The following is a 25,809-nucleotide window of genomic DNA, read 5'->3' as shown; positions in this document are numbered from 1 at the left end:
CCTCGGTACGCCTCAAATCGACTTCGTACGACGTCGGACGACAAGCAAGGGTCGCCCCAGCACGGCATGAGGGTGCTCGACCACACCAGGAGGAACACTGTGAGCAGCGATCGGGACGGGATCCGCGGGGGCTGGGCGACACCCGGCGATGACCAGCCCGACGCGGAGTCCGCAGCAGAGGTGACGGGCGAGTTCACCATCGACTACGCGCCGCCCGCCTGGTACACGCAGAACGCCTCGGCGAGTTCGAGCTCGGGGCAGGGGGCGGGTGCGTCCGAGGACTCCAGCGCTTCCGGGGCGCCCGCGGACTCCGGGGGCTCGGGGGCGCCGAAGGGGCCGGTGCCGCCGCTGCCGGGGCTCACTCCGCCGCCGCACGCGAATGCTTCCGGCGGGACCTCGTCCCTTCCGGGACAGACCTCCGGTCCGTCTCAGGCTCCGGCTCCCGCGCCCGGGGCGCCTTTCACGCCGCCCGCGCCGGCGCCCGCTCCTGGCGCTCCGTTCACGCCGCCCGCGCCCGCGCCGGGTACGCCCTTCACGCCGCCCGCGCCCTCCGGGGAGGGTCCTTCCGCCGTTCCCAGGCTTCCGATGAAGGGCGGCTTCGAGCCGCAGGTGTCCCAGTCGCAGGGTCGGCCCGAGACGCCCGCAGCGGATCCGGCCTCTCCTACGGCCGTACCGAACATCCCCGTCGGCGGGTACCAGGCGCAGTGGACGCCGTCGGCTCCGCCGGAGGCCCCGGTCGCGCCCGCCCCTCCGGAGCAGCCTCCGGTGGCTCCCGCCGCTTCGGAGCAGCCTCCGGTGGCTCCCGCCGCTTCGGAGGTTCCGGCGACGCCGGCGACTGCGGATGCTCCGGACACTCCGGCTGCCGGGGACGCCGAGTCGGGGAACGGTGATCTGGAGAGCGGTGCCACCATGCGCTTCTCCGCCGTCGCCCTGAAGCGGGAGATCGCGGAGCGTGCCGCCGAGGCGGAGGTCGAGGCCCGGCTGGAGCCGGTGGACGAGGAGCAGGACGAGGACTCGGGCGGAGATGTCGAGGGTGCGCCCATTGACGATGCCGACGAGGACGGTGACGGCGTTTCCTCCGAGCCTGCGGATACGGCGGACGCTGTTGACGTGACTGACGTGTCCGGTGCGGACGCCCCCGCTGCCGATGATGCCGGGGACGAAGACGAGGCTTCGGAGGATGCGGCAGCGGAGGCCGAAGCCGACGAGGCCGTGTCGCAGGATGCCGAACCCGAGGACTGGGTGCCTGCGCCCCCGGCGCCCGTGGATGCCGTGCCTTCGGATGAGGACTCCGCTGCTCCCGAGCCGGCCGACGCGCAGCCCGACGACGCTCCTCTTGCGGACGCCCAGCCCGTGAGCTCCGAGCCCGCCGACGCGGAGCCCTCGGACGCCGTGCCCGCCGACGCCGCTCCCGACGACGGCGTTCCGCAGGACACCGCCGGGCCGGGTGCGTCCGACGCCCCGCCCGCCTGGACTCCCCCGGCCCCGCAGGGCGTGCCGCCGCTGCCGCCGTCGTACCAGCCGGCCGCGCCGGCGCCCGCGAGCCAGTGGCCCGCGCAGCCGCAGGCACAGCCCACGGATCCGGACGCGCCGGCTCAGCCGCAGCCGACTGCCGCGCAGGGGCAGCCGCCCGTGCCGCCCCAGCCGTCGGTACCGGCCCAGCAGCCGCCGTTCCAGCCACAGGCGCCGCAGCCCGCGCCTGCCGCCTGGAACCAGCCGCCCGCACCGATGCCGCCGCACCAGCCGCCCGCCCAGCCCACACCGCAGCCCGGCGGCTACGGCTTCCCGCACCAGGGCGGTCCGGCCCCAGCGCCCCACGCACAGGGTGGCTACGGCTTCCCCCAGCAGGGCGCACCCGCCCCGGCCGCACCCGACGCCCAGGGCGGCTACGGCTTCCCCCACCCCGGCGCCCCGGCCCCGGCCGCTCAGCAGCCCCCGGCCCAGCAGCCGGAGGTCCCGCCTGCCCCCGCGCCGAACCCGCAGGGGGGCTACGGCTTCCCGCAGCAGGGCGCTCACGCCCCGGCAGCCCAGCAGCCCGACACCCCGCCGGCCCCCGCACCCAACCCCCAGGGCGGATACGGCTTCCCACAGCAGGGAGCACCGGCTCCTGCGGGGCCCACCCCTCAGGGCGGCTACGGCTTCCCCCACCCCGGTGCCCCCAACGCCCAAGGCGGCTACGGCTTCCCCCAGCAGCCCCCGGCCCAGCCTCAGCCGCAGCCCGGCGTGCCCCCGCAGGCGCAGCCGCCGCACCCCGGTCAGGCCGAGCAGCCGGTGCATCCGGGACAGCAGCCCGTGGACCCGCGGACCGGCGCCGCCTGGCCGCAGCCCATGCAGCACGACCAGCGGCAGCCGACCAACCCCGGGGCCGCTCCGCTCGGTTACACCGCTGCCGTGGAGCTGTCGTCCGACCGGCTGCTCAACAGCAAGAAGCAGAAGGCGAAGAGCAGCCGTCCGGCGGCCGGTGGCGGTCGGTTCAAGATCGGTGGCAAGAAGGAGGAGGCCGAGCGGCAGCGGAAGCTGGACCTGATCCGCACGCCCGTGCTGTCCTGCTACCGGATCGCCGTGATCAGCCTCAAGGGCGGCGTGGGCAAGACGACCACGACCACCGCCCTCGGCTCCACGCTCGCCACCGAGCGGCAGGACAAGATCCTCGCGATCGACGCCAACCCGGATGCCGGCACCCTCGGGCGCCGTGTGCGGCGGGAGACCGGGGCCACCATCCGTGACCTGGTCCAGGCGATCCCGCACCTCAACTCGTACATGGACATCCGGCGCTTCACGTCCCAGGCTCCGTCCGGGCTGGAGATCATCGCCAACGACGTCGACCCGGCCGTGTCCACGACCTTCAACGACGAGGACTACCGGCGCGCGATCGACGTGCTGGGCAAGCAGTACCCGGTGATCCTCACCGACTCCGGTACCGGGCTGCTCTACAGCGCCATGCGCGGTGTGCTGGACCTCGCCGACCAGCTCATCATCATCTCGACTCCGTCCGTGGACGGTGCGAGCAGCGCGAGCACGACGCTGGACTGGCTGTCCGCACACGGGTACTCCGACCTCGTCTCGCGGTCCCTCACCGTCATCTCCGGTGTGCGCGAGACCGGCAAGATGATCAAGGTCGAGGACATCGTGTCGCACTTCGAGACGCGCTGCCGCGGCGTCGTCGTCGTGCCGTTCGACGAGCATCTCTCCGCCGGTGCCGAGGTCAACCTCGACATGATGCGGCCGAAGGTACGGGAGGCGTACTTCAACCTCGCGGCACTGATCGCCGAGGACTTCACCCGCCACCAGCAGGCGCACGGCCTGTGGACCTCCGACGGCAACCCGCCGCCGGTGGCCGCCCCGCCGCTGCCCGGCCAGCAGGCCCCGGGCCAGCCCCCGTACCCCGGCCAGCCGGGCCCCGACCAGCAGGTCCCCGGGCAGCCGATCCCGGGCCAGCCGGGCCCGTACCCGTACCCGCAGCAGCCCGGCCAGCCGTATCCCCAGCAGCCCGGCCAGCCGTACCCCCAGCAGGGCCAGCCCCCGGCCCAGCCGGGTCAGCCGTATCCGCAGGCCGCAGGGCAGCCGCCGTACCCGCAGCCCGGGCAGCCGCCGTACCCGCAGCAGCCGCAGCAGCCGCAGCAGCCCGGTCAGCCGTACCCCCAGCCCGGGCAGCCCCCGGCCGCGCCCCCGCAGCCGGGCTACGGCTACCCCCAGCAGGGCCAGCCGGGTCAGCCCGGTTACCCGGCTCAGCCCGACGGTCAGACTCCGCCGCCTCCGCCTCCGACGCAGTAATCGCCTCACCCGATCGGCCCCTTTCGAGGGGCCGATCCCCTTCCTGGCCCGCGCCGTTCCCCTTCGGCGCGGGCTTCGGCGCGTTCAGGGGCGAAATCCGTTGCCAGCCCCTGGCCAGGAGGGCGTCAGTGGTCTCGACCAATGGGCGCGGAAAGCTCGTCAATTCGTTATTTCCGCAGGCCACAAGGGGTGAACGCGCCGTTGACGGGTGGAGACGGCCGCTGATACACACACATCAAACGTCTGACAGCTGATCAACCCGTCCTTCCCGTCCGAGCGATGACGCGAGGTCCGACCATGGGCACGAACGATCAGACACGCAGCCTCCCGCGCGGCCTCCGGCTCGTCGCCGTGGCCGGGGCGGCCGCGCTCACCCTCACCGCCGGTCTCGCGACCCCGCTCGACCCGGCGCCCCAGCAGGCCCGGGCGGCCGACGACGGCAAGGTGCTGACCGTCGCGGTGGCGCAGTCCGTGGACTCGCTCAGCCCGTTCCTGGCGGTCCGGCTGCTCAGTACGAGCATTCACCGGCTCATGTACGAGTACCTGACCAGCTACGACCCCAAGGACAACCACGCCATCCCGGGCCTGGCCACCAAGTGGGAGTCGTCGCCGGACAAGCTGACCTGGACGTACACGATCCGCTCGAACTCCAAGTGGTCGGACGGCAAGCAGGCAACCGCCGAGGACGCGGCGTGGACGTTCAACAAGATGATGACCGACGACGGCGCGGCCACGGCGAACGGCAGCTACGTCGGGAACTTCAAGAAGGTGACGGCCCCGAGCCCTACCAAGCTGGTCGTCGAGCTGAAGAAGCCGCAGGCCACGATGACCTCCCTCGATGTGCCGATCGTGCCGAAGCACGTGTGGGAGAAGGTCTCGGACTTCTCCGAGTTCAACAACGACAAGAGCTTCCCCGTCGTCGGGAACGGGCCGTTCACGCTGACCGGCTACAAGGCCGACAGCTATGTCCGTCTCAAGGCCAACAAGGGCTTCTGGCGCGGGACGCCGAAGTTCGACGAGCTGGTCTTCCGCTACTACAAGGACCAGGACGCGGCGGTGTCGGCGCTGCGCAAGGGCGAGGTGTCGTTCGTCGCCGGGTCGCCGTCCCTGACCCCCGCTCAGGCGGCGTCCCTGGAGGGCGCGGACAACATCCAGGTCAACGACGCCCCCGGCCGGCGCTTCTACGCCCTCGCCACCAACCCGGGCGCCAGGGCCAAGAACGGCAAGAAGTTCGGCGACGGCCACCCCTCCCTGCTGGACCAGCGGGTGCGCAACGCGCTGTTCATGGCCGTCGACCGCGAGGCCATCATCGAAAAGGTGTTCCAGGGGCACGCCGTCGAGGGCGAGGGCTACATCCCGCCGCGCTTCTCGCAGTACTACTGGAAGCCGTCCGCGAGCCAGAAGCTGACGTACGACCCGGCCGAGGCGGCCCGGCTGCTCGACCAGGCGGGTTACAAGAAGAACGGCGACGGCAAGCGCGTCGGCAAGGACGGCAAGCCCATCAGCTACCGCGTGCTGTGCCACGCCACCGACCCGAACGACAAGGCGGTCGGCAAGTACCTCCAGGAGTGGTGGGGCGAGCTCGGCATCGGCGTGCAGCTCAACTGCCTGGACAACGTGACCGACCCCTGGCTCGCCGGGAAGTACGACCTGGCGTTCGACGGCTGGTCGGTCAACCCCGACCCCGACTTCGTGATGTCCATCCACACCTGCGGCGCCCTCCCGGCGACCCCCGAGGACACGGGTGCCACCGACAACTTCATCTGCGACAAGAAGTACGACGAGCTCTACGCCCGGCAGCTCGCCGAGTACGACCCCGCCAAACGGGCGGACATCGTCCAGCAGATGGAGTCGCGGCTGTACGACCTCGGGTACATGAACGTCATGGCGTATCCGAACGCGGTCGAGGCCTACCGGACGGACCAGATCAAGTCGATCACCACCATGCCGGCGAAGGCAGGGAACATCTACGGCCAGGACGGCTACTGGAGCTGGTGGTCGGCTGTCCCGGCGGACTCCGGCGGGTCGTCGGAGAACGCGTCGTCCACGGTGGTCGTGGTCGGGGTCGTCGCCGTTGTCGTGCTCCTCGCCGGGCTCGGCGGTTTCGCTGTCATGCGGCGGCGGGCCACCGCCGAGGACCGCGAGTAGCGCGGGCGAGCGGGCACACATGACCGCTGACGCGACACCCGCGCTGGTCGAGGAGCGGGAACCGGCGGCCGGGCCCCGGGTACGCAAGGGCTCCGCGTACCCGCGGTACCTGGCGGGCAAGGTGGCCGGGGCCGCCGTATCGCTGCTGGCCGTGCTCGTCACCAGCTTCTTCCTCTTCCGGCTGATCCCCGGCGACCCGGTGAAGACCATGACGGGCGGCCGTCAGGTGTCGGCCGAGCAGCTGGCCGCCTATCGCAGGGAGTTCGGGCTCGACCTGCCGCTCTGGAGGCAGTTCACCGACTACTGCGGCAAGGCGCTCACGGGCGACTTCGGGACGTCGTACCAGTTCCGCTCGCCCGTCGTCGACAAGATCACCGAAGCGCTGCCGAACACCCTGCTGCTCACCGGGACCGCCTTCGTCCTGTACACCGCGCTGGGCATCTTCCTCGGCACGCGCTCGGCGTGGCGGCGCGGCACGGTCGGGGACCGGATCAACACCGGTCTCGCGCTGACGCTGTACTCCATCCCGTCCTTCTGGCTCGGGCTGCTGCTGATCATCGTGCTGTCGGTGGGCATCGGCCCGCTCCCCGGGATGTTCCCCACCGGCGGCATGGAGTCGGGCGGCGAGGAGGGCTTCGCGTACGTCCTCGACGTGGCGCACCATCTGGTGCTGCCGGTGGTGACGCTGGTGGCGGTGGAGTACGGGCAGACGCTGCTGGTCACGCGGTCGGCGCTGCTGGACGAGATGGGCAGCGACTATCTGACGACCGCGCGGGCCAAGGGGCTGCGCGACGATCTCGTGCGGCGCAGGCACGCCGTTCCGAACGCGCTGCTGCCCACGGTGACGCTGATCTTCATCAACCTCGGCAGGACGGTGGCGGGCGTGATCCTGGTGGAGACGGTGTTCTCCTGGCCCGGGCTCGGCGGACTGTTCTACCAGGCGCTGAGCGTGCCCGATCTGCCGCTGGTGCAGGGCCTGTTCTTCGTGTTCGCCGCCGCGGTGATCGTGATGAACACCCTCGCCGACCTGGTCTATCCGCTGCTTGACCCCCGGGTGGCCCGATGACGACGACGACCGACACGGCCCTGAGTCCGCGCGCCCTCGCCCGGCAGCGCCGCCGGGCCTCCGTCGCGCGCTTCTGGCGGCAGTACCGCGCCGAGCGGGCGGGGCTGTACGGCCTGACCGCGCTCGCGCTGTGCGCGCTGCTGGCGTTGTTCGCGCCGCTGTTCGTCGGCTCGGACGTGAGCAGTGTGACCGACGCGCCGGGGCGTCCGATGCAGAGCCCGAGCGCCGAGTTCCCGCTCGGCACCGACCAGTTCGGCCGGGACCTGCTGGGCCTGGTGATCTGGGGCTCGCGGGTGTCGCTGCTGGTCGGGCTGCTCGCCGCCGTGCTGTCGGTGGCGATCGGCACCCTGATCGGGGTGACGGCCGGGCATTTCAAGGGCTGGTACGCGACGGTGATGATGCGGATCACCGACTGGTTCCTGGTCATGCCGACGCTGGTGCTGGCGATCGCCCTGGCCACCGTGATGTCCCGCTCGCTGACCACGACCGTCGTGGCGATCGGCGTCACCACCTGGCCGACCACGGCCCGGCTGGTGCGGGCACAGACGCTGGCGGTGGAGACCCGGCCGTACATCGAGCGGGCCAAGGCGCTCGGCGGCGGGCACCGGCACATCATGTCCCGGCACGTCCTGCCCAACGTCATGCCGCTGGTGCTGGCCCAGACGACCCTGATCATCTCCACGGCGATCCTCGCCGAGGCGACGCTCGCCTTCCTCGGCCTCGGCGACCCGACGATCGTGTCGTGGGGCGGGCTGCTCCAGGACGCGCGGGAGGCGGGCGCGGTCAGTGCCGGGGACTGGTGGTACCTGGTGCCGCCGGGCATCGCCATCGCCGTGGTGGCGCTGGCGTTCACGCTGTGCGGACGGGCCGTGGAGTCCGTCCTCAACCCCAGGCTGGGGGTGTCGCGTTGAGTCTGCTCGACGTCAGGGACCTGACGGTGACGTACGCGGGCGGGGCGGCCGCCGTGCGCGGCGTCGACCTGCGCCTGGACGCGGGCCAGAAGCTCGGCCTGGCCGGCGAGTCCGGCTGCGGCAAGTCCACACTGGCACTGGCCCTGCTGCGGCTGCTGCCGGCGGGCACCCGGATCACCGGGGAGGTGCTCCTCGACGGCGAGGACGTGCTGACGATGAAGTGGGGCCGGGTACGGGCGGTCCGCTGGGCCGGGGCCTCCGTCGTCTTCCAGGGCGCGATGCATTCGCTGAACGCCGTGCACCGCATCGGCGACCAGATCGCCGAGCCGATCCTGCTGCACAGGAAGGCGACGCCGGCCGGGGCGAAGAAGAAGACCGGCGAGTTGCTGGAGCAGGTGGGCCTGCCCGCCGCCCGCGCGGACGCCTACCCGCACGAGCTGTCCGGCGGCCAGCGCCAGCGCGTCATGATCGCCATGGCACTGGCCTGCGACCCCCGGCTGGTCATCGCCGACGAACCGACGACCGCGCTCGACGTGATGATCCAGGCGCAGATCCTGCGGCTCATCGAACAGCTCGTCGCGGACCAGGACCTCGGCCTGATCATGATCAGCCACGATCTGGCGGTCCTCGCCGACACCTGCGACCGGCTCGCGGTGATGTACGCGGGGCGGGTGGTCGAGGAGGGCCCGGCCGCCGAGGTGTACGAGGACGCCCGGCACCCGTATGCCAGGGCCCTGTCGGCCGCGTTCCCGCGCATCGGCGACCCGGCGTCCCGGTTCGCGCCGCAAGGACTGGCGGGCGACCCGCCCGACCCGGCAGCGCTGCCGTCCGGCTGCACGTTCCATCCCCGGTGCCCGGTGGCACTGGAGTCCTGCGCCGAGGAGGACCCGGTGCTGCGGGGGGCGGGTCAGGAACGCCGGGCGGCGTGTGTCCTGGTCGGCCCGCCTGCTGACGGAGCCGGCGAGGACCACGAGAAGCCCGATGCCCTGGAGGAAGCGAGGCCCGGCACGCCATGACCATGTCCCCCACGGCATCCGACGTCACCACGGCACCCCTGCTGAGTGCCCAGGGCCTGTACGTCACGTTCCCCGGCCGGCACGGCGGGCCCCGGGCCCGCGCGGTGGACGGGGTGGACCTCGACATCCGGCCCGGCGAGATCGTCGCGCTGGTCGGCGAGTCCGGCTGCGGCAAGACGACCCTGGCCCGCTCGCTGCTGGGCCTGGTCGAGCCGACCGCGGGCCGGGTCACCTTCGACGGCCGCCCGCTGGAGTACTCCGGCCGGTCCCTGAAGGCGTACCGCAAGCGCGTCCAGCTGGTCCTGCAGGACCCGAGCGGCTCGCTCAACCCACGGCACACGGTGTACGACGCGGTCGCCGAGGGGCTGCGCATCCACGGCTACGGCGGCGACGAGCGGACCGCGGTCGCCGAGGCCCTCTCCCGGGCCGGGCTGCGGCCCCCGGAGCGCTTCTTCCTGCGCTATCCGCACGAGCTGTCCGGCGGGCAGCGCCAGCGGGTCGTCATCGCGGGCGCGCTCGTCCTGGAACCCGAACTCCTCGTCGCCGACGAGCCGGTGGCGTCGCTTGACGCCTCCGTGCGCGGTGAGATCCTCGCCCTGCTGCTGCGGCTGCGCGCCGAGCTCGGCCTGTCCGCGCTGGTCGTCACGCACGACCTGGGACTGGCGTGGAACATCGCCGACCGGGTCGCCGTGATGTATCTGGGCCGGATCGTGGAGACGGGCGCGGTGGAACAGGTGCTGACCGCACCCCGGCATCCGTACACCCAGGCCCTGCTGTCCGTGCTCCCGGAGGCCCCGGGCGCCCCGGTGGTCCTCACCGGCGAGCCCCCGGACCCGTCGCGCATTCCGTCCGGCTGCCGGTTCCACGTCCGCTGCCAGATCCTGTCGAGCGGCGAGGCGGAACGAACGGGAGTGGCAGACGCGTGCAGAGGCCAGGACCTGGAGGTGCTGAGTGGCGGTGGGGAGTCGCAGGTGGCCTGCCATTGGGCAGTTGCGGCATCGCCCTCAAGGGGCGCGGAGAACTGCGCGACCAGCCCCCGCGCACCCGCAGACGGCAAACAAGCGGACTAGGCAGACCCGTCCGCCGCAGCCACCAACTCCCGGCACCTCTTGACGTCCTGCCCCATCTGCTCCAGCAGAGCGTCAAGCGTGTCGAACTTGGCCTGCCCCCGCACAAAGGCCAGAAAATCAACGGCGACGTGCAACCCGTACAGATCCAGCCCGACCCGGTCGATGGCATATGCCTCCACCGTGCGCTCGGTCCCCTCGAACTGCGGATTCGTACCGACGGAGATCGCGGCCGGCATCACTTCGCCCTGGGCATGCAGCCAGCCGGCATACACACCGTCGGCCGGGATGGCCGTGTGCGGCAGCGTCTCGACATTGGCCGTCGGGAAGCCCAGCTCGCGCCCGCGCTGGGCACCTCGGACGACGACGCCCTCCACCCGATGAGGACGCCCCAGGATCTCCGCCGCACCCTCGACATCGCCCTCGCCGACCAACCGCCGGGTCAGCGTGGAGGAGAACGGCTCGCCACCGCCCGCCTCACCGGTCACGTACAGGTCGACGACCTCGACCTCGAAGTCGTAGGTCTTGCCCTGCGTGGCCAGGAACTCCACGTTGCCGGCGGCCTTGTGCCCGAAGCGGAAGTTGGGGCCCTCGACGACGGCCTTGGCATGCAGCTTGTCGACGAGCACCTTGACGACGAAGTCGGCCGGGGAGAGCTTCGAGAACTCGGTGGTGAAGGGGAGGATGAGCACCGCGTCCACGCCCAGGTCGGCCATGAGTTCGGCGCGGCGGTGGTGCGGGGCGAGCAGCGGAGGGTGGCTGCCGGGCCGGACGACCTCGCTGGGGTGCGGGTCGAAGGTGACGACGACGGCGGGCACCCCCAGCTCCCGGGCGCGGTTCACGGCATGCCGGATGATCAGCTGGTGTCCGCGGTGGACTCCGTCGTAGGAGCCGATGGTGACGACGCTGCGCCCCCAGTCCTGGGGGATGTCCTCCAAGCCACGCCAGCGCTGCACTGTGCCTGCTCCTTGTCGAAAGCTCGTCGAACCGTGTCCGTGGTTGTCCGTGGTTGCCTCGTGCGCAGGTCTAAGGGTGCCATGCCGCATGCCTCCGGCCCGCATCGGCATGGGCTGTGACAGGACGCACGGCGCCCGGGCCGGTCCGGCCCGGGCCATCCTGTCAGGCGGGGACGCGTACGCCCGCCAGGTTCTCGATCATCCGGTGGGAACTCGGCCCGACCACCGCCGCCCACTCCTCGGGCGCGTCGGCCAGCCAGCCGGCCGCGCGGGCGGCGAAGCCGGGCACGTGCCGGCCCAGATCGACCAGGGCGCGGTCGAAGCGGCCGGCGCCCTCCGGGGTGCGCACGAGGAGCAGGCCGACACGGTGGACGAGGTCGCGCAGGTCGTCGCCGCCGTTGCGGGCGGCGGCCTGGAGCAGCGCGTCCAGCACGTCCGTGTGGTGCTCGCGGGCCAGGAGCGCGTCGCGCAGTTCGCGGCGCAGCGGACGGGAGGCGGGGATGCCGGGCGGGGTGAGGACGGCGGCGAGGGCGCACCGCAGCCGTACCGTCCCGCCGTCCAGCAGGCCGGTGACCAGGGGCAGCAGCACGGCCCGGGCCTCAGGGCCCCGGTCGAGCCGCTGGTCGACGTACGCGGCCATCTGCCCGGCGAGTTCCGGCCGGTGCTCCGCCGCCTCCCGGACCAGTGCGGCGACCCGCCGGGCCAGGCCGGGCGGGGTGGCGTCGGCGAGTGCCCGCAGTGCCTCCTCAGCGTCCGGCCGCCGCAGCCGCGCCGCGAAGGCGCCGAGGACCGGCTCGGGATGAGCCAGGAGGGCACGGGCCGGCACGTCCTGAGGGAAGCGCGGGTCGCCCGCCGCGAAGCACTCCAGCGCCCGTGGGAGGTACTTGGCCCGGGTGTGCGGGTCCTGGACGAGGAGGGCGAGTGCGCCCCCGTGCAGGGCGTGGCCTGCGGGGCGGGCGAGCAGGGCGAGGGCCGCGTAACGCAGGAGGGCCCGGTCCTCTCCTGTGCTCGCGTGCGGTGCGACACGCAGTCCGTGCGTCACCGCTGCCTCCCGGCGCCCGGGCCGCTCGTCGAGCGCCCAGCGGTCCACGGCCCGGCACACCGCGGACGGTTCCTCCTCGGCCAGCACGGCGAGCAGTTCGTCGGCCCGCCGGTGCGCGCGGTCGACGAGCACGTCCGTCAGCTCGTCCAGGGCCCGCCTCCGGTGAGTGTGCAGCAGCGCCTGCGCGGCCGTGGCCACGGTCGCGTGCGGGGTGGCGGGCAGCGGTCGCTCGTCGTCGAACCAGTCGGCGAGCAGCGGTTGCACCCCCGTGGGGTCGGCGGTGAGCAGCCGCGCCACGGCGTCGAGGAAACGGGGGCCGGCCTCGCACGGCGGGCCGTCGGCGTGGACGAGCCGCCGCAGCAGCCCGAGGCGCACGTCCTGCGGCAGCCGTACGCCGGTCCAGAAGGCGGGCCCGGCCTCCTCCGGCACGGGCCGCTCCTGCCGCCGCCAGGCCACGATCCGGTCGGCGAGCAGCCGCAGCACCTCGGTGTACGGCGTCGCGTCGGGCACGGCCGACAGGGTCCCGGCGAGCAGCCGGGCGGCCCACCAGGACAGCGGGTCGGCGTCCAGTGCGTGCACCAGGTCCGCCAGACGGGAGGCCAGCCGGCCCGTGCCGTGCTGGCGGGCGAGGAACAGCAGGGCCTGGATCACGGGCCCGATGCGATGGTGTGGCACGGGGTCGGCCGGCGGTTCCCCTCGGCGGTGGACCAGGGCCTGCAGGGCCTCGTCGAGGTCGAGGTGCATGCCCTGGAGCCAGTTGGCGAGTTCCTCGTGGGCGAAGCGGTAGCCGGGTCCGGCGGGCACGAGCAGCCCCTCGGCGAGAACGGCCTGCCCCCAGCCGGTGTCGCCGCCGAGCCGCGCGGGGGCGGGCCCCCACGGGAACACCGCCTCGAACGCCTCCCGGTCCACATCCCCCGGCCCGGGGCCGAGACCGCGCCGGGCGGCCTCGTGCACCTGCCCGGCGACCTTGGCGGCCAGCCGGCGTACGGCGGTGCCGCGCAGGCCGTTCCCGGCGGCCAGGCGGGCGGCGATGCGCAGGGACATCAGGTCCAGGTGGGCGGCGAAGACGTCGTGCCGGTCGAGGGTGGCGGCGGGCACGACGGTGGCATCGGCGAGGGCGGTCCGGATCTCGGCGAGCAGCCGGAGGGCCAGGGGATGCCGGGCATCGGTGTCGGCGAGGGCGCCGTCCGGGATGCCGTGCCGCAGGCGGGCCTCCCGGGCCTCGTCCTCGGTGAGATCGCCGAGGCGGACACACGCGGGCCGCGCTTCCGCACCGGCCGGCCGGTGCAGTACCTCGGCGGGGAACAGCGCCCCCTCCCAGTACTCCGCCCGGCACGCCACCACCAGCCGCACTCCCGTCTCCCGCAGCCACCGCACCGTCCCCTCCGTCCACGAGGCCAGACGGCGGGCCAGGGCCGGCGGCATCTCCTCGGGGGCGTCGAGGAGGAGCAGCAGAGGGCGGCCGGAGGCACGGGCGAGGCCGGCGAGGCGCTCGGGCGTGGTGTCGCCCAGGTCGGCCGGCAAGGGGGCACGGTCGGCCGCCATGGCCAGGGCGGCCCGGGCCAGCGCCCGGCCCGCCGCGTCCGCCACCGAGGCGTCGTCGTCCCGCAGTTCGGATCCGCGCAGCCACAGTGTGGGGTGCCCGCCGCGGTCCCGGCGGGCCGCGAGCGCCGCGAGTTCCGTCGTACGACCGCTGCCGGGCGGACCGACGAGGCCGAGGACGGCGGCCGGGCCTGCCGTGAAGGCGCTGAACTCGGCTGCCACAGCCGCCCGTTCGACCGGTTCCGGGAGGCAGGCAGGGCCGTCCAGTGCCACCGATGTGCCGGTCAGCTCCAGTACCCCGGCCAGGTTGAGGTCGGCGCCGTACGCGGGGACCGTCGCCGCGTTCTCGGCGAGCAGTGCGGCGAGCGGGCCCGCCGCGCCGGGGACCCGTGGATGCAGCGGTACGGCGAACCCGACGTCGCGGTGGTCGGAGCTGAGCGCCGTACCGAGCACACCGACGACGGCACCGGTCGCCGCGTCGAGCACGGGGCCGCCGGCCGCTCCGCCGCCCGGCCGCAGTGCGTCCCGCCCTGCCGTGCCGACCGCCAGCTCCAGCGCGTCGAGGCGGTGGACATGGTTCACGGCCGTGTACGTCGCGGCGGAAGAGCCCAGGACACGTGCCTCGCGCCAGCCGGCGGCGGCGATCCGCACATAAGTGCCCGTCCGGGCCCCGTCCCGCACGGTGACCGGCAGCGGCGGCACCTCGAGGCACTCGGTCCGTACGAGGGCCAGGTCGAAGGCGGGCAGCGGGGTGACCGCGTCGGCGGTCACGACACGGCGGCGGTCCCCGGCCCCGCACAGGACGAACCGGGACAGTCCGTCGACGGCCTCGTGGCTGGTGACGAGCGTGCCGTGGTGGTCGGCCAGGAAGCCGGTACCGCGGGGACGGCCGGCGAGGTCGTGGATTCGGACGAGGGCTTCGTCGGGGGCCGGGCCCGCCTGCTCCGCTGCCGCCGTTGCCTGATCCGACGCCATCGTCGAGCCTCCCCGCCGTACACCCGTGCCCTCGCGTTTTCGACGGTAGGGGCGCGATGATCAGCGGGACAGGCCGCTCGGCGAAAGCGCCCCCTTCCGCTCCCCCCGTTCACTCCGAGCGCCCGCACGGACGGGTGAACCGACGGGGACGGCTGGATACACCCTAGGGGTGGGGGAACCGAGGGGGGACCGTGGAGCGGCGGCAGTGGAGGTACCCCGTGGTCGCCGCTCCACGGGCGGACACCGGTCCCCCGGTCCGTCCGTCAGCCGAAGACGGCCAGGCTCTTGGCCTTGCCCCGCTGCTCCTCGACGAGGGCGAGGAAGCGGCCCTCCGGGTCGAAGACGGCGACAGGGCCGGAGCCCGTGTACTCGTCGGGCATCTCCAGCCGTACGCCGTTGGTGAGCAGCTTGGCCCGCCGGGCGTCGACGTCCCAGCGCGGGAAGGCGGCCGTCGCGGCCTCGGCGATCGGCATCACGGCCAGCTCCTGCTGGTGCTCTTCGAGCGTGCGCGCCGCGTCCAGCTTGTAGGGGCCGACGCGGGTACGGCGCAGGGCGGTGAGATGGCCGCCGACGCCGAGGTCGGCGCCCAGGTCGCGGGCCAGGGCCCGGATGTACGTACCGGAGGAGCAGACGACCGACACGACCAGGTCGAGTACGGGCGTGCCGTCCTCGGCGACGGCCTCCCTGACGTCGTACACGCCGAAGGAGGAGACCGTGACGGGCCGGGCCGGGATGTCGAACTCCTCGCCCTCCCTGGCCCGCTTGTAGGACCGCACCCCGTTGATCTTGATGGCGCTGACCTTGGACGGCACCTGCATGATGTCGCCGGTCAGCTTGGCGACACCGGCGTCGATGGCGTCGCGGGTGACCTCGGAGGCGTCGGCGGAGGAGCTGAGCTCTCCCTCGGCGTCGTCCGTGAGGGTGTTCTGCCCGAGCCGGATGGTGCCCAGGTACTCCTTCTCGGTCAGCGCGAGGTGGCCGAGGAGCTTGGTCGCCTTCTCGACGCCGAGGACGAGGACGCCCGTCGCCATCGGGTCGAGGGTGCCGGCGTGCCCGACGCGTCGTGTTCTGGCGATGCCGCGCATCTTGGCGACGACGTCGTGCGAAGTGAAGCCCGACGGCTTGTCGACGATGACGAGGCCGTCGGGCGTGGTGTGCTTCTGGGTCATTCGGCGGTGTCGTCCGTCTCGTCGTCCTCGTCCGGCTTGCGGTACGGGTCGGCTTCACCGGCGTACTTCGCGCCGGCGGAGGCCTCGCGCACCTTCTCGTCGGACTGGCGCGCCTTGTCGAGGAGGTCCTCGATGTTCCGGGCCGTGTCGGGGAGGGCGTCCATGACGAAGGTCAGGGTCGGCGTGAACTTCACGCCGGCGGCCCGGCCCACCTCGGAGCGCAGGATGCCCTTGGCGCTCTCCAGGCCGGCGGCGGCCTCGTTGCGCTCCTCGTCGTCCCCGTACACGGTGTAGAAGACGGTCGCCTCCCGCAGGTCACCCGTGACCCGGGTGTCCGTGATGGTGACGTGCGAGCCGAGCCGCGGGTCCTTGATCCCGCGCTGCAGCTTCTGGGCCACCACCTCTCGGATGAGGTCCGCCAGCCTTTTAGCCCGCGCGTTGTCGGCCACTGGTCCGTCTCCCGTTCTTTCCTGTCTGGGTCGTTCTCTGGGTCGTCAGTCGTCTTCGCCGTGGAAGCGCCGCCTGACGGACAGCAGTTCCACCTCGGGGCGGGCGGCGACCAGCCGTTCGCACCGGTCGAGTACCTCGCTCAGGTGCCCCGCGTCGCCGGACACCAACGCGAGGCCGACGACGGCCCTGCGGTGAAGGTCCATATGGTCCACCTCGGCCGCGCTCACCGCGTACTTGCGCTGGAGCTCGGCGACGATGGGGCGGACGACGGAGCGCTTCTCCTTCAGCGACCGGAGGTCGCCGAGGAGCAGGTCGAAGGACAGAGTCCCCACGTACATGTGTATCCGGATGACCCGCCGGTACGGGATCGATGGCCCTGCGGTTTGGGTGGCAGGGACATCAAGAACGGTACCGCGAACCTGCCGGTGGCTCGACGGGGTTTTCCTTTGCCCACCCGCCGGACACGGTCGTCCAGGAGGCTTTCGGGGCTTCGCCCCAGCACCCCGGCCGACTCGCCTCGGCAAGCCGACCGGTATGCCAACGGCCAGCCGGCCGACGCGGCGTGTGCCGCGTCGGCCGGTCGGTGGAAACCGTGGGTTACACCCGCGGCTTCTCGCGCATCTCGTACGTCGCGATGACGTCGTCGATCTTGATGTCGTTGAAGTTGCCGAGGTTGATACCGCCCTCGAACCCTTCGCGGATCTCGGTGACGTCGTCCTTGAAGCGACGCAGGCCCTCGATGTTGAGGCTCTCCGCGATGACCTTGCCGTCGCGCAGCAGGCGGGCCTTGGTGTTCCGCTTGACCTCGCCGGAGCGGATGAGAACACCCGCGATGTTGCCCAGCTTGGACGACTTGAAGACCTCGCGGATCTCCGCCGTACCGAGCTCGACCTCTTCGTACTCCGGCTTGAGCATGCCCTTGAGGGCCGCCTCGATCTCCTCGATCGCCTGGTAGATGACCGAGTAGTAGCGGACGTCCACGCCCTCGCGCTCCGCCATCTGCTGGGCACGTCCGGCAGCGCGGACGTTGAAGCCGATGACGATCGCGTCCGAGCCCATCGCCAGGTCGATGTCGGACTCCGTGACCGCACCGACGCCGCGGTGCAGGACCCGGATGTCGACCTCTTCGCCGACGTCCAGCTGGAGCAGGGAGGACTCCAGCGCCTCGACCGAACCAGAAGCGTCACCCTTGATGATCAGGTTCAGCTGCTGGACCTCGCCGGCCTTCAGCACCTTGTCCAGGTCCTCCAGCGACACGCGGCGCGTGCGCTTGGCGAACGCTGCGTTCCGCTCGCGGGCGGCGCGCTTCTCCGCGATCTGACGGGCCGTACGGTCCTCGTCGACCACCAGGAAGTTGTCGCCCGCACCCGGGACGTTGGTCAGGCCCAGGACCTGAACCGGCGTCGACGGACCGGCCTCGGCAACGCTGTTGCCGTTGTCGTCGTGCATCGCCCGGACTCGGCCGTACGCGTCGCCGACCACCATGGTGTCGCCGACCCGCAGCGTGCCTCGCTGGACGAGGACCGTCGACACGGCACCACGGCCGCGGTCGAGACGGGACTCGATCGAGATGCCCTGCGCGTCCTGGTTCGGGTTGGCCCGCAGGTCGAGCGAGGCGTCGGCCGTGAGGACCACGGCCTCCAGCAGGGAGTCGATGTGCAGACCCTGCTTGGCGGAGATGTCGACGAACATGGTTTCGCCGCCGTACTCCTCGGCCACCAGGCCGTACTCGGTCAGCTGACCGCGCACCTTGGTCGGGTCCGCACCCTCGACGTCGATCTTGTTGACCGCGACGACGATCGGGACCTCGGCCGCCTTGGCGTGGTTGAGCGCCTCGACCGTCTGCGGCATGACGCCGTCGTTGGCCGCGACGACCAGGATCGCGATGTCGGTCGACCTCGCACCACGGGCACGCATGGCGGTGAACGCCTCGTGACCCGGGGTGTCGATGAAGGTGATCTTGCGCTCTTCCTCGTTGACCTCGGTCGCGACCTGGTAGGCACCGATGTGCTGGGTGATGCCGCCGGCCTCGCCCGCGATGACGTTCGTCTTGCGGATGGCGTCGAGGAGCCGGGTCTTACCGTGGTCGACGTGACCCATGACGGTGACGACGGGCGGGCGGACCATCAGGTCCTCCTCGTCGCCCTCGTCCTCGCCGAACTCGATGTCGAAGGACTCGAGGAGCTCGCGGTCCTCCTCCTCCGGGCTGACGATCTGAACCGTGTAGTTCATCTCGCCGGCGAGGAGCTGGAGCGTCTCGTCGGAGACGGACTGCGTGGCCGTGACCATCTCGCCGAGGTTCATCATGACCGCGACGAGCGACGCCGGGTTGGCGTTGATCTTCTCCGCGAAGTCGGTGAGGGAAGCACCGCGCGACAGGCGAACGGTCTCGCCGTTGCCGCGAGGCAGCATCACACCGCCGACCGACGGGGCCTGCATGGCCTCGTACTCCTGGCGCCTCTGCCGCTTCGACTTGCGGCCACGACGCGCCGGACCGCCGGGACGGCCGAAGGCACCCTGCGTGCCACCACGGCCACCGGGACCGCCGGGACGACCACCGAAGCCGGGACGGCCACCGCCGCCGGGACCACCCGGACGACCGGCGAAACCGCCGCCACCGCCACCGGGACCACCCGGACGACCGGCGAAACCGCCGCCGCCACCCGGACGACCGGCGAAGCCGCCGCCGCCACCCGGGCGACCGCCGCCGCCACCGGGACGACCGCCGCCACCGGGACCGCGGCCACCGGGGCCACCGCCGCCGGGACGCGGGCCGGCAGCGGGACGCTGCGGCATCATGCCGGGGTTCGGACGAGGACCGGCGGAACCACCGCCGGGACGCGGGCCGCCGCCCTGCGGACGCGGCATCGAGCCCGGGCTCGGACGGTTGCCGCCCGGAGCCTGGGGACGCGGACCGCCACCCTGGGCGCCGGGCGCCTGGGGACGGGGACCGCCGCCCTGGCCGCCGGGGCCGGGACGGCCACCCTGCGGACGGGGCGCCTGCGGGCGCGCCATACCGGTGGAGCCACCGGAGGTGAAGGGGTTGTTACCCGGACGCGGACCGGCCGGACGGGAACCGCCCTGACGCGGCGCCGGAGCACCGGGACGCGGGCCACGCTCGCCACCGGGACGGCCCTGGCCGCCCTGGCCCTGGCCGGGACCGCCGGAGGGGCGGCCACCACCGGGCTTGGGGGCGCCGGGGCGCCCGCCGGCGGGCTTCGGCGCGGCCGGGGACGGAGCCGCCGCGGGCGGCGCCGTGAACTCGGGCGCGGCCGGGGCCGGACGCGGCGCGGGCTTGGGGCCCGGCGTCGGACGCGGACCCGGGGCCGGCGCGGGGGCCGACGGGGCCGCGGGGGCCGACGGCTCCTGGGCCGCTGCGGGCTTGGGTGCGGCCGGCGGCTTCGGGGCAGCCGGACGCGCCGCCTGCGCCGGAGAGGGCGCGGCGGGACGGGGGGCGGCCTTCTTGGGGGCTGCGGGCTTCGCGGCGGACTTGCCGTTGCCGCCGCCCTGGAAGGCGTCAGTCAGTTTGCGTACGACGGGCGCTTCGATCGTCGAAGACGCCGAACGGACGAATTCACCGAGTTCCTGGAGCTTGGCCATGACGACCTTGCTCTCGACACCGAACTCCTTGGCGAGTTCGTAGACCCGGACCTTAGCCACTTCGCTCCTTTGAGGTCCGGGTTACGTCCGGACCGTCGCTAGTTCATGGGCGTACTCATCGCGTACTCATCGAGTGCTCATCGCAATCTCGACCTGCTTTCGACTCGCGAGGTACCAAGCCGCACGGTGTTCCGTGCGACACGTCTTTACCGTGTTGCCTGGTCGGCAACTGTTGTCTGCTCGACGTATCGGCGCAACGCCTTTGTGTCGAGCGGTCCCGGGGCGCGCAGTGCCCTCGTGAACGCCCGTCGGCGTACCGCCTGGTCGAGACAGATCTGGGCGGGGTGTACGTACGCACCCCGGCCGGGCAGCGTACCGCGAGGATCAGGGGCGCATGCGCCCTCGATCAACACGATCCGCAACAGATCGGCCTTGGCCGCTCGCTCCCGACACCCCACACAAGTGCGTTCAGGGCATGCGCGGACGCGCGTCCGGCCAGACACCGTTAAGTCTACCTCCCCGTACGCTCCTCACCCCTTTGGGGCAGGATTCGAACAGTTGCCGCGCATGAACCTGTCGTGATCTGAACGACGCGCGGCTTGGATCTATTCCCCGGAGCTATTCTCCGGGCCCTCCCCGGCGGGTTCCGTGTCCGGGCGGATGTCGATCCGCCAGCCGGTCAGGCGGGCCGCGAGCCGGGCGTTCTGCCCTTCCTTGCCGATGGCCAGGGAGAGCTGGTAGTCGGGCACGGTCACCCGGGCCGACCGGGTCGCCATGTCCACGATCTCCACCTTGGAGACGCGGGCCGGGGACAGCGCGTTCGCGACCATCTCGGCCGGGTCCTCCGACCAGTCGACGATGTCGATCTTCTCGCCGTTCAGCTCGCCCATCACATTGCGCACACGGCCGCCCATGGGGCCGATGCAGGCGCCCTTGGCGTTCAGCCCGGACCGGGTGGACCGTACGGCGATCTTCGTCCGGTGACCGGCCTCGCGGGCGATCGCGGAGATCTCCACGGACCCGTCGGCGATCTCCGGCACCTCCAGGGCGAACAGCTTCTTCACCAGATTGGGATGCGTGCGGGACAGCGTCACGGACGGGCCGCGTACGCCCTTGGCCACCCGGACCACGTACGACCGCAGGCGCATGCCGTGCTGGTAGGTCTCCCCCGGCACCTGCTCCTGCACCGGCAGGATGGCCTCGAGCTTGCCGATGTCGACGAGCACGTTCTTCGGGTCGCGGCCCTGCTGGACCACACCGGTGACGATGTCGCCCTCGCGGCCGGCGTACTCACCGAGCGTCGCGTCGTCCTCGGCGTCGCGCAGGCGCTGCAGGATGACCTGCTTGGCCGTGGTGGCGGCGATACGGCCGAAGCCCGTGGGGGTGTCGTCGAACTCGCGGGCCTCCTGGCCCTCCTCGAGGTCGTCAGGGTCCTCCTTCGCCCACACGGTCACATGGCCGCTCTGCCGGTTGAGCTCCACGCGCGCGTGACGGCGGCTTCCCTCGGTGCGGTGGTAGGCGATGAGGAGGGCCGACTCGATCGCCTCGACCAGCAGGTCGAAGGAGATCTCCTTCTCCCGAACCAAGCCCCGCAGGGCGCTCATGTCGATGTCCACGGCTACGCCTCCTCTTCCTTCTTGTTGTCCTTGCGGCTGAACTCGACCTGGACACGCGCCCGGACGATGTCGTCGAAGGCGAGTCTGCGTGCGGTGGGCTTGCGGCCCTTGACTCCGGGGATCTCGGTGTCGACACCGTCGTCGTCGACCTTCAGGATCCGGGCGACCAGCTCGCCGCCCTCGGCCAGCTGGAACTTCACCAGGCGGTCCGTGGCGCGCACGTAGTGCCGGTGTTCCGTGAGGAGGCGCTCCGCGCCCGGGGTGCCGACCTCGAGGGTGTACTCCCCCTCGCCCATCGCGTCCGACTCGTCGAGCTTCGCCGAGAGCGCGCGGCTCACATCGGCGATCTGGTCCAGATCGGCGCCCGTGTCCGAGTCGACGACCACGCGCAGCACACGCTTCCGTCCGACGGAGTCCACTTCGATCTCTTCGAGGTCCAGGCCCTGAGAGCTGACGAGCGGTTCCAGTAGTTCTCGCAGCCTCTCGCTCTGGGTGGTGCTCATCCGGGTGACTCCTCGGCCGCGTGTGCTGTTGTGGGATGGGGCGCGTGTCTGGTCAAAGGGTATCCGGTCGCAGGGAGTGTTGCCGTCCACCCGGTGACGAACGGTGCCGCTGAGTGGTCCCGGGCGAAGGCCCGGGTACCGTGATCACGGGCGTGCAGCCCTGCCAGTCGCTTCTTTCTCGCACGAGCCCCCCGAGGACGTCTGAAGTGCCGTTTCCCCCATTGCCGCGCGCCCGCTCGGGGCCGCGCAGAAGGAGTCTGCTCGCCGTCGGCTCGACGGCCCTCGCCCTGGCGGGCTGCACCGCCGGTGACGAGGACTCCGGTGACCCGGGCGACGGCCCGTCGGCCGCCGACCGCCGGGCACGCGCGCGTGCGGCTCGGGACAGCGAGGAACTGGCCGAGCGGTACGACGCGGTGATCGCCGCCCGCCCGGGGCTCGCGGAGTGGCTGCGGCCGCTGCGGGAGGAGGTCGTACGGCACGCGCGGGCGTTCGGCGGCGGCCGGAAGGCGTCTCCCTCCACTCCCTCTTCTTCTGCCTCCTCCGCTCCTTCATCCCCCTCGGCCCCCGTCGTGCCGGGGAACGACCGGGACGCGGTCGCCGTGCTCGCCGCCGCGGAGCGGGAGCTCGCCGACCGGCGGGCCAAGGCACTGGTCGGGGTGGAGGGCGAGCTGGCTCGGCTGCTGGCCTCGGTGGCGGCCGCCGGGGCGGCGCACGTCTATCTGCTGACGGAGGGTGACGCGTGAGCGACGCGAAGGACCAGGAGCTGCGGGCCCTCCAGGCGGCGCTGGCCGCCGAGCACGCGGCGGTGTACGGGTACGGCGTCGTCGGCGGGCGGATCGGCGACGGGCAGCGCGTTGAGGCACGGACGGCGTACGACGCGCACCGGGCGCGCAGGGATGCGCTGGCGCGCGAGGTGAAGGACCTGGGGGGCAGGCCCGCGGCCGCGGCCGCCGGGTACGCGCTGCCGTTCCCGGTGGCGGACGCCGCGGCCGCCGTGCGGCTGGCCGCCGAGCTGGAGGACCGGGTGGCCGGGGTCTACTCCGACCTGGTGCGCGCGGCGGGCGGCGGGCGGCGGGTCCTGGCCGCCGAGGCGCTGCGGGAGGCGGCGGTGCGGGCGGTGCGCTGGCGCGGCGAGAGCGTAGCCTTCCCTGGGCTCGCCGAGCGGGCGGACACGGCTCCGCCCGCGGCCGCGCCCACGGCGTGACCTCCTGGGGCACGCACCGCGGACAGCACGAAGGGAACGACTCGCGCATGGTTTTCGAACCGCCGAAGCGCCTGGTCAGGGCGCTCGGTGAGACGGCACCGGACGGTGACGACTGGCTGGAGAAGCTGCCCGAGGCGGCGCAGCGGGCCGTCGCTCTACGCGAGTTGACCGTGGAACGGGTGCAGATGCCCGGCGGGCGCAGCAGCCTGGTCGTCCTGGTGCGGACGGCCGACGGGACGCCCGCCGTGCTCAAGCTGGCGCCGGGCCGGGCCCGCCCGGAGGCGGAGCGGGCCGCGCTCGCGCACTGGGGCGGGCGGGGTGCCGTACAGCTGCTCGACTCCTTCACGGCCGAGGGTGTGCTGCTGCTGGAGCGGCTGCATCCTGATGTGTCGGTGCGGTCGCTGCCGGAGGCGAAGGCGCTGCTGGAGGCGGCGGGGACGCTGCGGCGGCTGTGGGTCGAGCCGCCCGCCGGCTTCCCCTTCGAGACCGTGGCCGAGCGGACCGGGCGGCAGGCCGAGGCCATGCGGGCGCGGGCGCAGGCCGATCCCGAGGTGGCCCCGCTCGTCGACCTGGCGCTCGCGGCGCGCGAGGAGCTGCTGGCCGCGCCGCCCGAACACCGGCTGCTGCACGGCACGTTCCGGCAGAGCAAGGTGCTCGCCGGGGAGCGGATGCCGTGGCTGGCCGTGGGCCCCGACCCGGTGGTCGGCGAGTGCGCCTTCGATCTGGCCCGGCTGGTCCGCGACCGGGTGGAGGACCTGATCGCCCAGCCGTCCGGCGCGGCCACGACCCGGCGCCGGATCAAGCGGCTGGCGGAGTCCCTGGACGTGGACCAGGAGCGGCTGCGCGGGTGGACGCTGTTCCGGGCCGTGGAGTCCGGTGTGCGGGCGGGGCGGGTGGGCCGGCCGCGCGACGCGGAGTTGCTGCTGGAGTTCGCGGCCTGGCTGTGAGCGCTCCGGAGGACCGGAGCGCTCACAGGGCGCGCACGCTCAGGCGGTGAGCCGGGCGATGGCCTCCTCGACCGTCAGCTCCTCGCGCTCGCCGGTGCGGCGGTCCTTCAGTTCCACGACGCCGTCGGCCGCGCGCCGGCCGGCCACCAGGATCTGCGGTACGCCGATCAGCTCGGAGTCCGTGAACTTGACGCCCGGGGAGACGCCGGCGCGGTCGTCGACCAGGACGCGGACACCGGCCTTGGCCAGCTTCTCGGAGATGTCGAGGGCCAGTTCGGTCTGCAGGGCCTTGCCGGCGGCGACCACGTGGACGTCGGCCGGTGCGACCTCCTGGGGCCAGCACAGGCCCTTGTCGTCGGCGCTCTGCTCGGCGAGGGCGGCGACCGCGCGGGAGACGCCCACGCCGTAGGAGCCCATGGTGACGCGGACCGGCTTGCCGTTCTGGCCGAGGACGTCGAGCTTGAGGGCGTCGGTGTACTTGCGGCCCAGCTGGAAGATGTGGCCGATCTCGATGGCGCGGTCGAGGACGAGGCCGGTGCCGCACTTCGGGCAGGGGTCGCCCTCCTGCACGACCACGACGTCGACGTACTCGCCGACCTCGAAGTCGCGGCCCGCGACGACGTTCTTCGTGTGCGTGCCGGCCTTGTTGGCGCCGGTGATCCAGGCCGTGCCGGGTGCCACGCGCGGGTCGGCGATGTAGGTGACCTTCTCCAGGCCCTGCGGTCCGACGTAGCCGCGGACCAGGTCGGGACGGGTCGCGAAGTCCGTCTCGGTGACCAGCTCGACGGCGGCCGGGGCGAAGTGCGCCTCGACCTTGTCCATGTCGACCTCGCGGTCGCCGGGGACGCCGACGGCGACGATCTCGCCGTCGACCTTGACCAGGAGGTTCTTCAGTGTGGCGGAGGCCGGGACGCCGAGGGAGGCGGCGAGGGTCTCGATGGTCGGGGTGTCGGGGGTCGGGATGTCCTCGGCGGCCGGGACGCCGGAGGCCTCGACCGGCTTCAACTCGTACGTGATCGCCTCGGTGTTGGCGGCGAAGTCACAGTTGGGGCAGTCGGCGAAGGTGTCCTCGCCGGCCTCGGCCGGGGCGAGGAACTCCTCGGACTTGGAGCCGCCCATCGCGCCGGCGGTGGCGGCGCAGATGCGGTAGTCGAGGCCGAGGCGCGCGAAGATCTTCTGGTAGGCCTCGCGGTGCAGGGCGTAGGACCGGGCCAGGCCCTCGTCCTCGGTGTCGAAGGAGTAGGAGTCCTTCATCAGGAACTCGCGGCCGCGCAGGATGCCCGCGCGGGGCCGGGCCTCGTCGCGGTACTTGTTCTGGATCTGGTAGAGGATCACCGGCAGGTCCTTGTAGGAGGACGCCTGGTCCTTCACCAGCAGGGTGAAGATCTCCTCGTGGGTGGGGCCGAGGAGGTAGTCGCCGCCCCTGCGGTCCTGGAGACGGAACAGCTCGGGGCCGTACTCGTCCCAGCGGCCGGTGGCGTCGTAGGGCTCACGCGGCAGGATGGCGGGGAGCAGCACCTCCTGGGCGCCGATCGCGTCCATCTCCTCGCGGACGATGCGCTCCACGTTGGAGAGGACCCGCTTGCCGAGCGGCAGCCAGCTCCAGATGCCGGCGGCGGTACGGCGCACGTACCCGGCGCGGACGAGGAGCTTGTGGCTGAGGACCTCGGCGTCCGCCGGGTCGTCGCGCAACGTCTTCGCCATCAACTGGGACATGCGCTGGACCGGTACGTTCGCCATGGTTTAGCTCCTGCTGATGGGGGTCCCCCCGCTCGAGCGAAGCCGAGAGTGGGGAAGGTGATGGCAGGAGGTTATCCGGGGGG

19 protein-coding genes are annotated in these 25,809 nt (G+C 72.6%); 9 read left to right on the top strand and 10 right to left on the bottom strand.

All coding sequences use genetic code 11. The features are described from left to right. Positions 1–99: 99 nt before the first annotated feature. From OHU35_RS31040 to OHU35_RS31015, 6 genes are all read left to right on the top strand, one after another. Positions 100–3,774, top strand: coding sequence for an SCO5717 family growth-regulating ATPase (locus OHU35_RS31040; protein ID WP_405507606.1), 3,675 nt, complete (start codon positions 100–102; stop codon positions 3,772–3,774). A 297-nt stretch (positions 3,775–4,071) separates the two neighbouring features. Beyond that, entirely contained in the window at positions 4,072–5,922 is a 1,851-nt protein-coding gene (locus tag OHU35_RS31035; RefSeq protein WP_405507604.1) for an ABC transporter substrate-binding protein, read from the top strand. Between the two features lie 19 nt (positions 5,923–5,941). Continuing rightward, on the top strand, positions 5,942–6,988 hold the full coding sequence (locus OHU35_RS31030) for an ABC transporter permease (RefSeq protein WP_189728184.1): 1,047 nt from the start codon (positions 5,942–5,944) through the stop codon (positions 6,986–6,988). After that, positions 6,985–7,899 carry an ABC transporter permease gene (locus OHU35_RS31025; RefSeq protein WP_189728183.1) on the top strand — a complete coding sequence of 305 codons (915 nt, stop codon included), beginning with the start codon at positions 6,985–6,987 and terminating at the stop codon, positions 7,897–7,899. Before OHU35_RS31030 ends, OHU35_RS31025 begins: the two co-directional genes overlap by 4 nt. After that, complete coding sequence (locus OHU35_RS31020) at positions 7,896–8,915, top strand: ABC transporter ATP-binding protein (protein ID WP_359897386.1); 1,020 nt, start codon at positions 7,896–7,898, stop codon at positions 8,913–8,915. The genes OHU35_RS31025 and OHU35_RS31020 overlap by 4 nt, the downstream gene beginning before the upstream one ends. Next, on the top strand, positions 8,912–9,985 hold the full coding sequence (locus OHU35_RS31015; protein ID WP_405507601.1) for an oligopeptide/dipeptide ABC transporter ATP-binding protein: 1,074 nt from the start codon (positions 8,912–8,914) through the stop codon (positions 9,983–9,985). Before OHU35_RS31020 ends, OHU35_RS31015 begins: the two co-directional genes overlap by 4 nt. Here OHU35_RS31015 and OHU35_RS31010 read toward each other — a convergent pair. The 9 genes from OHU35_RS31010 to rimP all read right to left on the bottom strand — a co-directional run bounded on the left by OHU35_RS31010 (position 9,982) and on the right by rimP (position 21,835). Continuing rightward, on the bottom strand, positions 9,982–10,938 hold the full coding sequence (locus OHU35_RS31010; protein WP_189728177.1) for a bifunctional riboflavin kinase/FAD synthetase: 957 nt from the start codon (positions 10,936–10,938) through the stop codon (positions 9,982–9,984). The two genes, OHU35_RS31015 and OHU35_RS31010, sit on opposite strands and share 4 nt — an antisense overlap. Before the next feature lie 163 nt (positions 10,939–11,101). Further along, positions 11,102–14,497, bottom strand: coding sequence for a trypsin-like peptidase domain-containing protein (locus OHU35_RS31005; RefSeq protein ID WP_405507599.1), 3,396 nt, complete (start codon positions 14,495–14,497; stop codon positions 11,102–11,104). A 263-nt stretch (positions 14,498–14,760) separates the two neighbouring features. Beyond that, on the bottom strand, positions 14,761–15,666 hold the full coding sequence (gene truB, locus OHU35_RS31000) for a tRNA pseudouridine(55) synthase TruB (protein WP_189728173.1): 906 nt from the start codon (positions 15,664–15,666) through the stop codon (positions 14,761–14,763). Next, positions 15,663–16,115, bottom strand: a complete 453-nt coding sequence (gene rbfA / locus OHU35_RS30995) for a 30S ribosome-binding factor RbfA (protein ID WP_189728170.1) — start codon at positions 16,113–16,115, stop codon at positions 15,663–15,665. The genes truB and rbfA overlap by 4 nt, the downstream gene beginning before the upstream one ends. Positions 16,116–16,160: 45 nt before the next feature. Continuing rightward, positions 16,161–16,454: a DUF503 domain-containing protein gene (locus OHU35_RS30990; protein WP_405507596.1), complete on the bottom strand. Its 294-nt coding sequence runs from the start codon at positions 16,452–16,454 to the stop codon at positions 16,161–16,163. Between the two features lie 259 nt (positions 16,455–16,713). Continuing rightward, complete coding sequence (gene infB / locus OHU35_RS30985) at positions 16,714–19,776, bottom strand: translation initiation factor IF-2 (protein WP_233878719.1); 3,063 nt, start codon at positions 19,774–19,776, stop codon at positions 16,714–16,716. Positions 19,777–19,922: 146 nt separating this feature from the next. Beyond that, entirely contained in the window at positions 19,923–20,219 is a 297-nt protein-coding gene (locus tag OHU35_RS30980) for a YlxR family protein (protein ID WP_189728166.1), read from the bottom strand. A gap of 102 nt (positions 20,220–20,321) precedes the next feature. Then, complete coding sequence (gene nusA, locus OHU35_RS30975; protein ID WP_189728164.1) at positions 20,322–21,332, bottom strand: transcription termination factor NusA; 1,011 nt, start codon at positions 21,330–21,332, stop codon at positions 20,322–20,324. A gap of 2 nt (positions 21,333–21,334) precedes the next feature. Further along, on the bottom strand, positions 21,335–21,835 hold the full coding sequence (gene rimP / locus OHU35_RS30970) for a ribosome maturation factor RimP (RefSeq protein ID WP_184598386.1): 501 nt from the start codon (positions 21,833–21,835) through the stop codon (positions 21,335–21,337). A gap of 206 nt (positions 21,836–22,041) precedes the next feature. Here rimP and OHU35_RS30965 point away from each other — a divergent pair, with 206 nt between their 5' ends. Genes OHU35_RS30965 through OHU35_RS30955 form a run of 3 tightly spaced genes read left to right on the top strand, consistent with a single transcriptional unit; the run spans position 22,042 to position 23,986 of the window. After that, positions 22,042–22,578 carry a hypothetical protein gene (locus OHU35_RS30965; RefSeq protein WP_405507593.1) on the top strand — a complete coding sequence of 179 codons (537 nt, stop codon included), beginning with the start codon at positions 22,042–22,044 and terminating at the stop codon, positions 22,576–22,578. Then, complete coding sequence (locus tag OHU35_RS30960; RefSeq protein ID WP_233878721.1) at positions 22,575–23,039, top strand: ferritin-like domain-containing protein; 465 nt, start codon at positions 22,575–22,577, stop codon at positions 23,037–23,039. The genes OHU35_RS30965 and OHU35_RS30960 overlap by 4 nt, the downstream gene beginning before the upstream one ends. A gap of 47 nt (positions 23,040–23,086) precedes the next feature. Beyond that, complete coding sequence (locus OHU35_RS30955) at positions 23,087–23,986, top strand: aminoglycoside phosphotransferase family protein (protein ID WP_189728158.1); 900 nt, start codon at positions 23,087–23,089, stop codon at positions 23,984–23,986. A 39-nt stretch (positions 23,987–24,025) separates the two neighbouring features. On the opposite strand, the gene OHU35_RS30950 is transcribed toward OHU35_RS30955, so the two are convergent. Then, positions 24,026–25,726, bottom strand: coding sequence for a proline--tRNA ligase (locus OHU35_RS30950; RefSeq protein ID WP_359896392.1), 1,701 nt, complete (start codon positions 25,724–25,726; stop codon positions 24,026–24,028). Positions 25,727–25,809 lie beyond the last annotated feature (83 nt).

The sequence above is a fragment of the Streptomyces purpurascens genome (assembly GCF_045040895.1).
Lineage (GTDB): Bacteria > Actinomycetota > Actinomycetes > Streptomycetales > Streptomycetaceae > Streptomyces > Streptomyces purpurascens.
Note: the sequence above shows the minus strand (reverse complement) of the source record. Positions and strands in the feature narration are given on the sequence as shown.

Bases quoted from the DNA above. Each gene is read 5' to 3' on its own strand.
- OHU35_RS31035 (WP_405507604.1), top strand. From the start codon at position 4,072: ATGGGCACGAACGATCAGACACGCAGCCTCCCGCGCGGCCTCCGGCTC.
- OHU35_RS31030 (WP_189728184.1), top strand. From the start codon at position 5,942: ATGACCGCTGACGCGACACCCGCGCTGGTCGAGGAGCGGGAACCGGCG.
- OHU35_RS31025 (WP_189728183.1), top strand. From the start codon at position 6,985: ATGACGACGACGACCGACACGGCCCTGAGTCCGCGCGCCCTCGCCCGG.
- OHU35_RS31015 (WP_405507601.1), top strand. From the start codon at position 8,912: ATGACCATGTCCCCCACGGCATCCGACGTCACCACGGCACCCCTGCTG.
- OHU35_RS31005 (WP_405507599.1), bottom strand. From the start codon at position 14,497: ATGGCGTCGGATCAGGCAACGGCGGCAGCGGAGCAGGCGGGCCCGGCC.
- truB (WP_189728173.1), bottom strand. From the start codon at position 15,666: ATGACCCAGAAGCACACCACGCCCGACGGCCTCGTCATCGTCGACAAG.
- OHU35_RS30990 (WP_405507596.1), bottom strand. From the start codon at position 16,454: ATGTACGTGGGGACTCTGTCCTTCGACCTGCTCCTCGGCGACCTCCGG.
- rimP (WP_184598386.1), bottom strand. From the start codon at position 21,835: ATGAGCACCACCCAGAGCGAGAGGCTGCGAGAACTACTGGAACCGCTC.
- OHU35_RS30955 (WP_189728158.1), top strand. From the start codon at position 23,087: ATGGTTTTCGAACCGCCGAAGCGCCTGGTCAGGGCGCTCGGTGAGACG.
- OHU35_RS30950 (WP_359896392.1), bottom strand. From the start codon at position 25,726: ATGGCGAACGTACCGGTCCAGCGCATGTCCCAGTTGATGGCGAAGACG.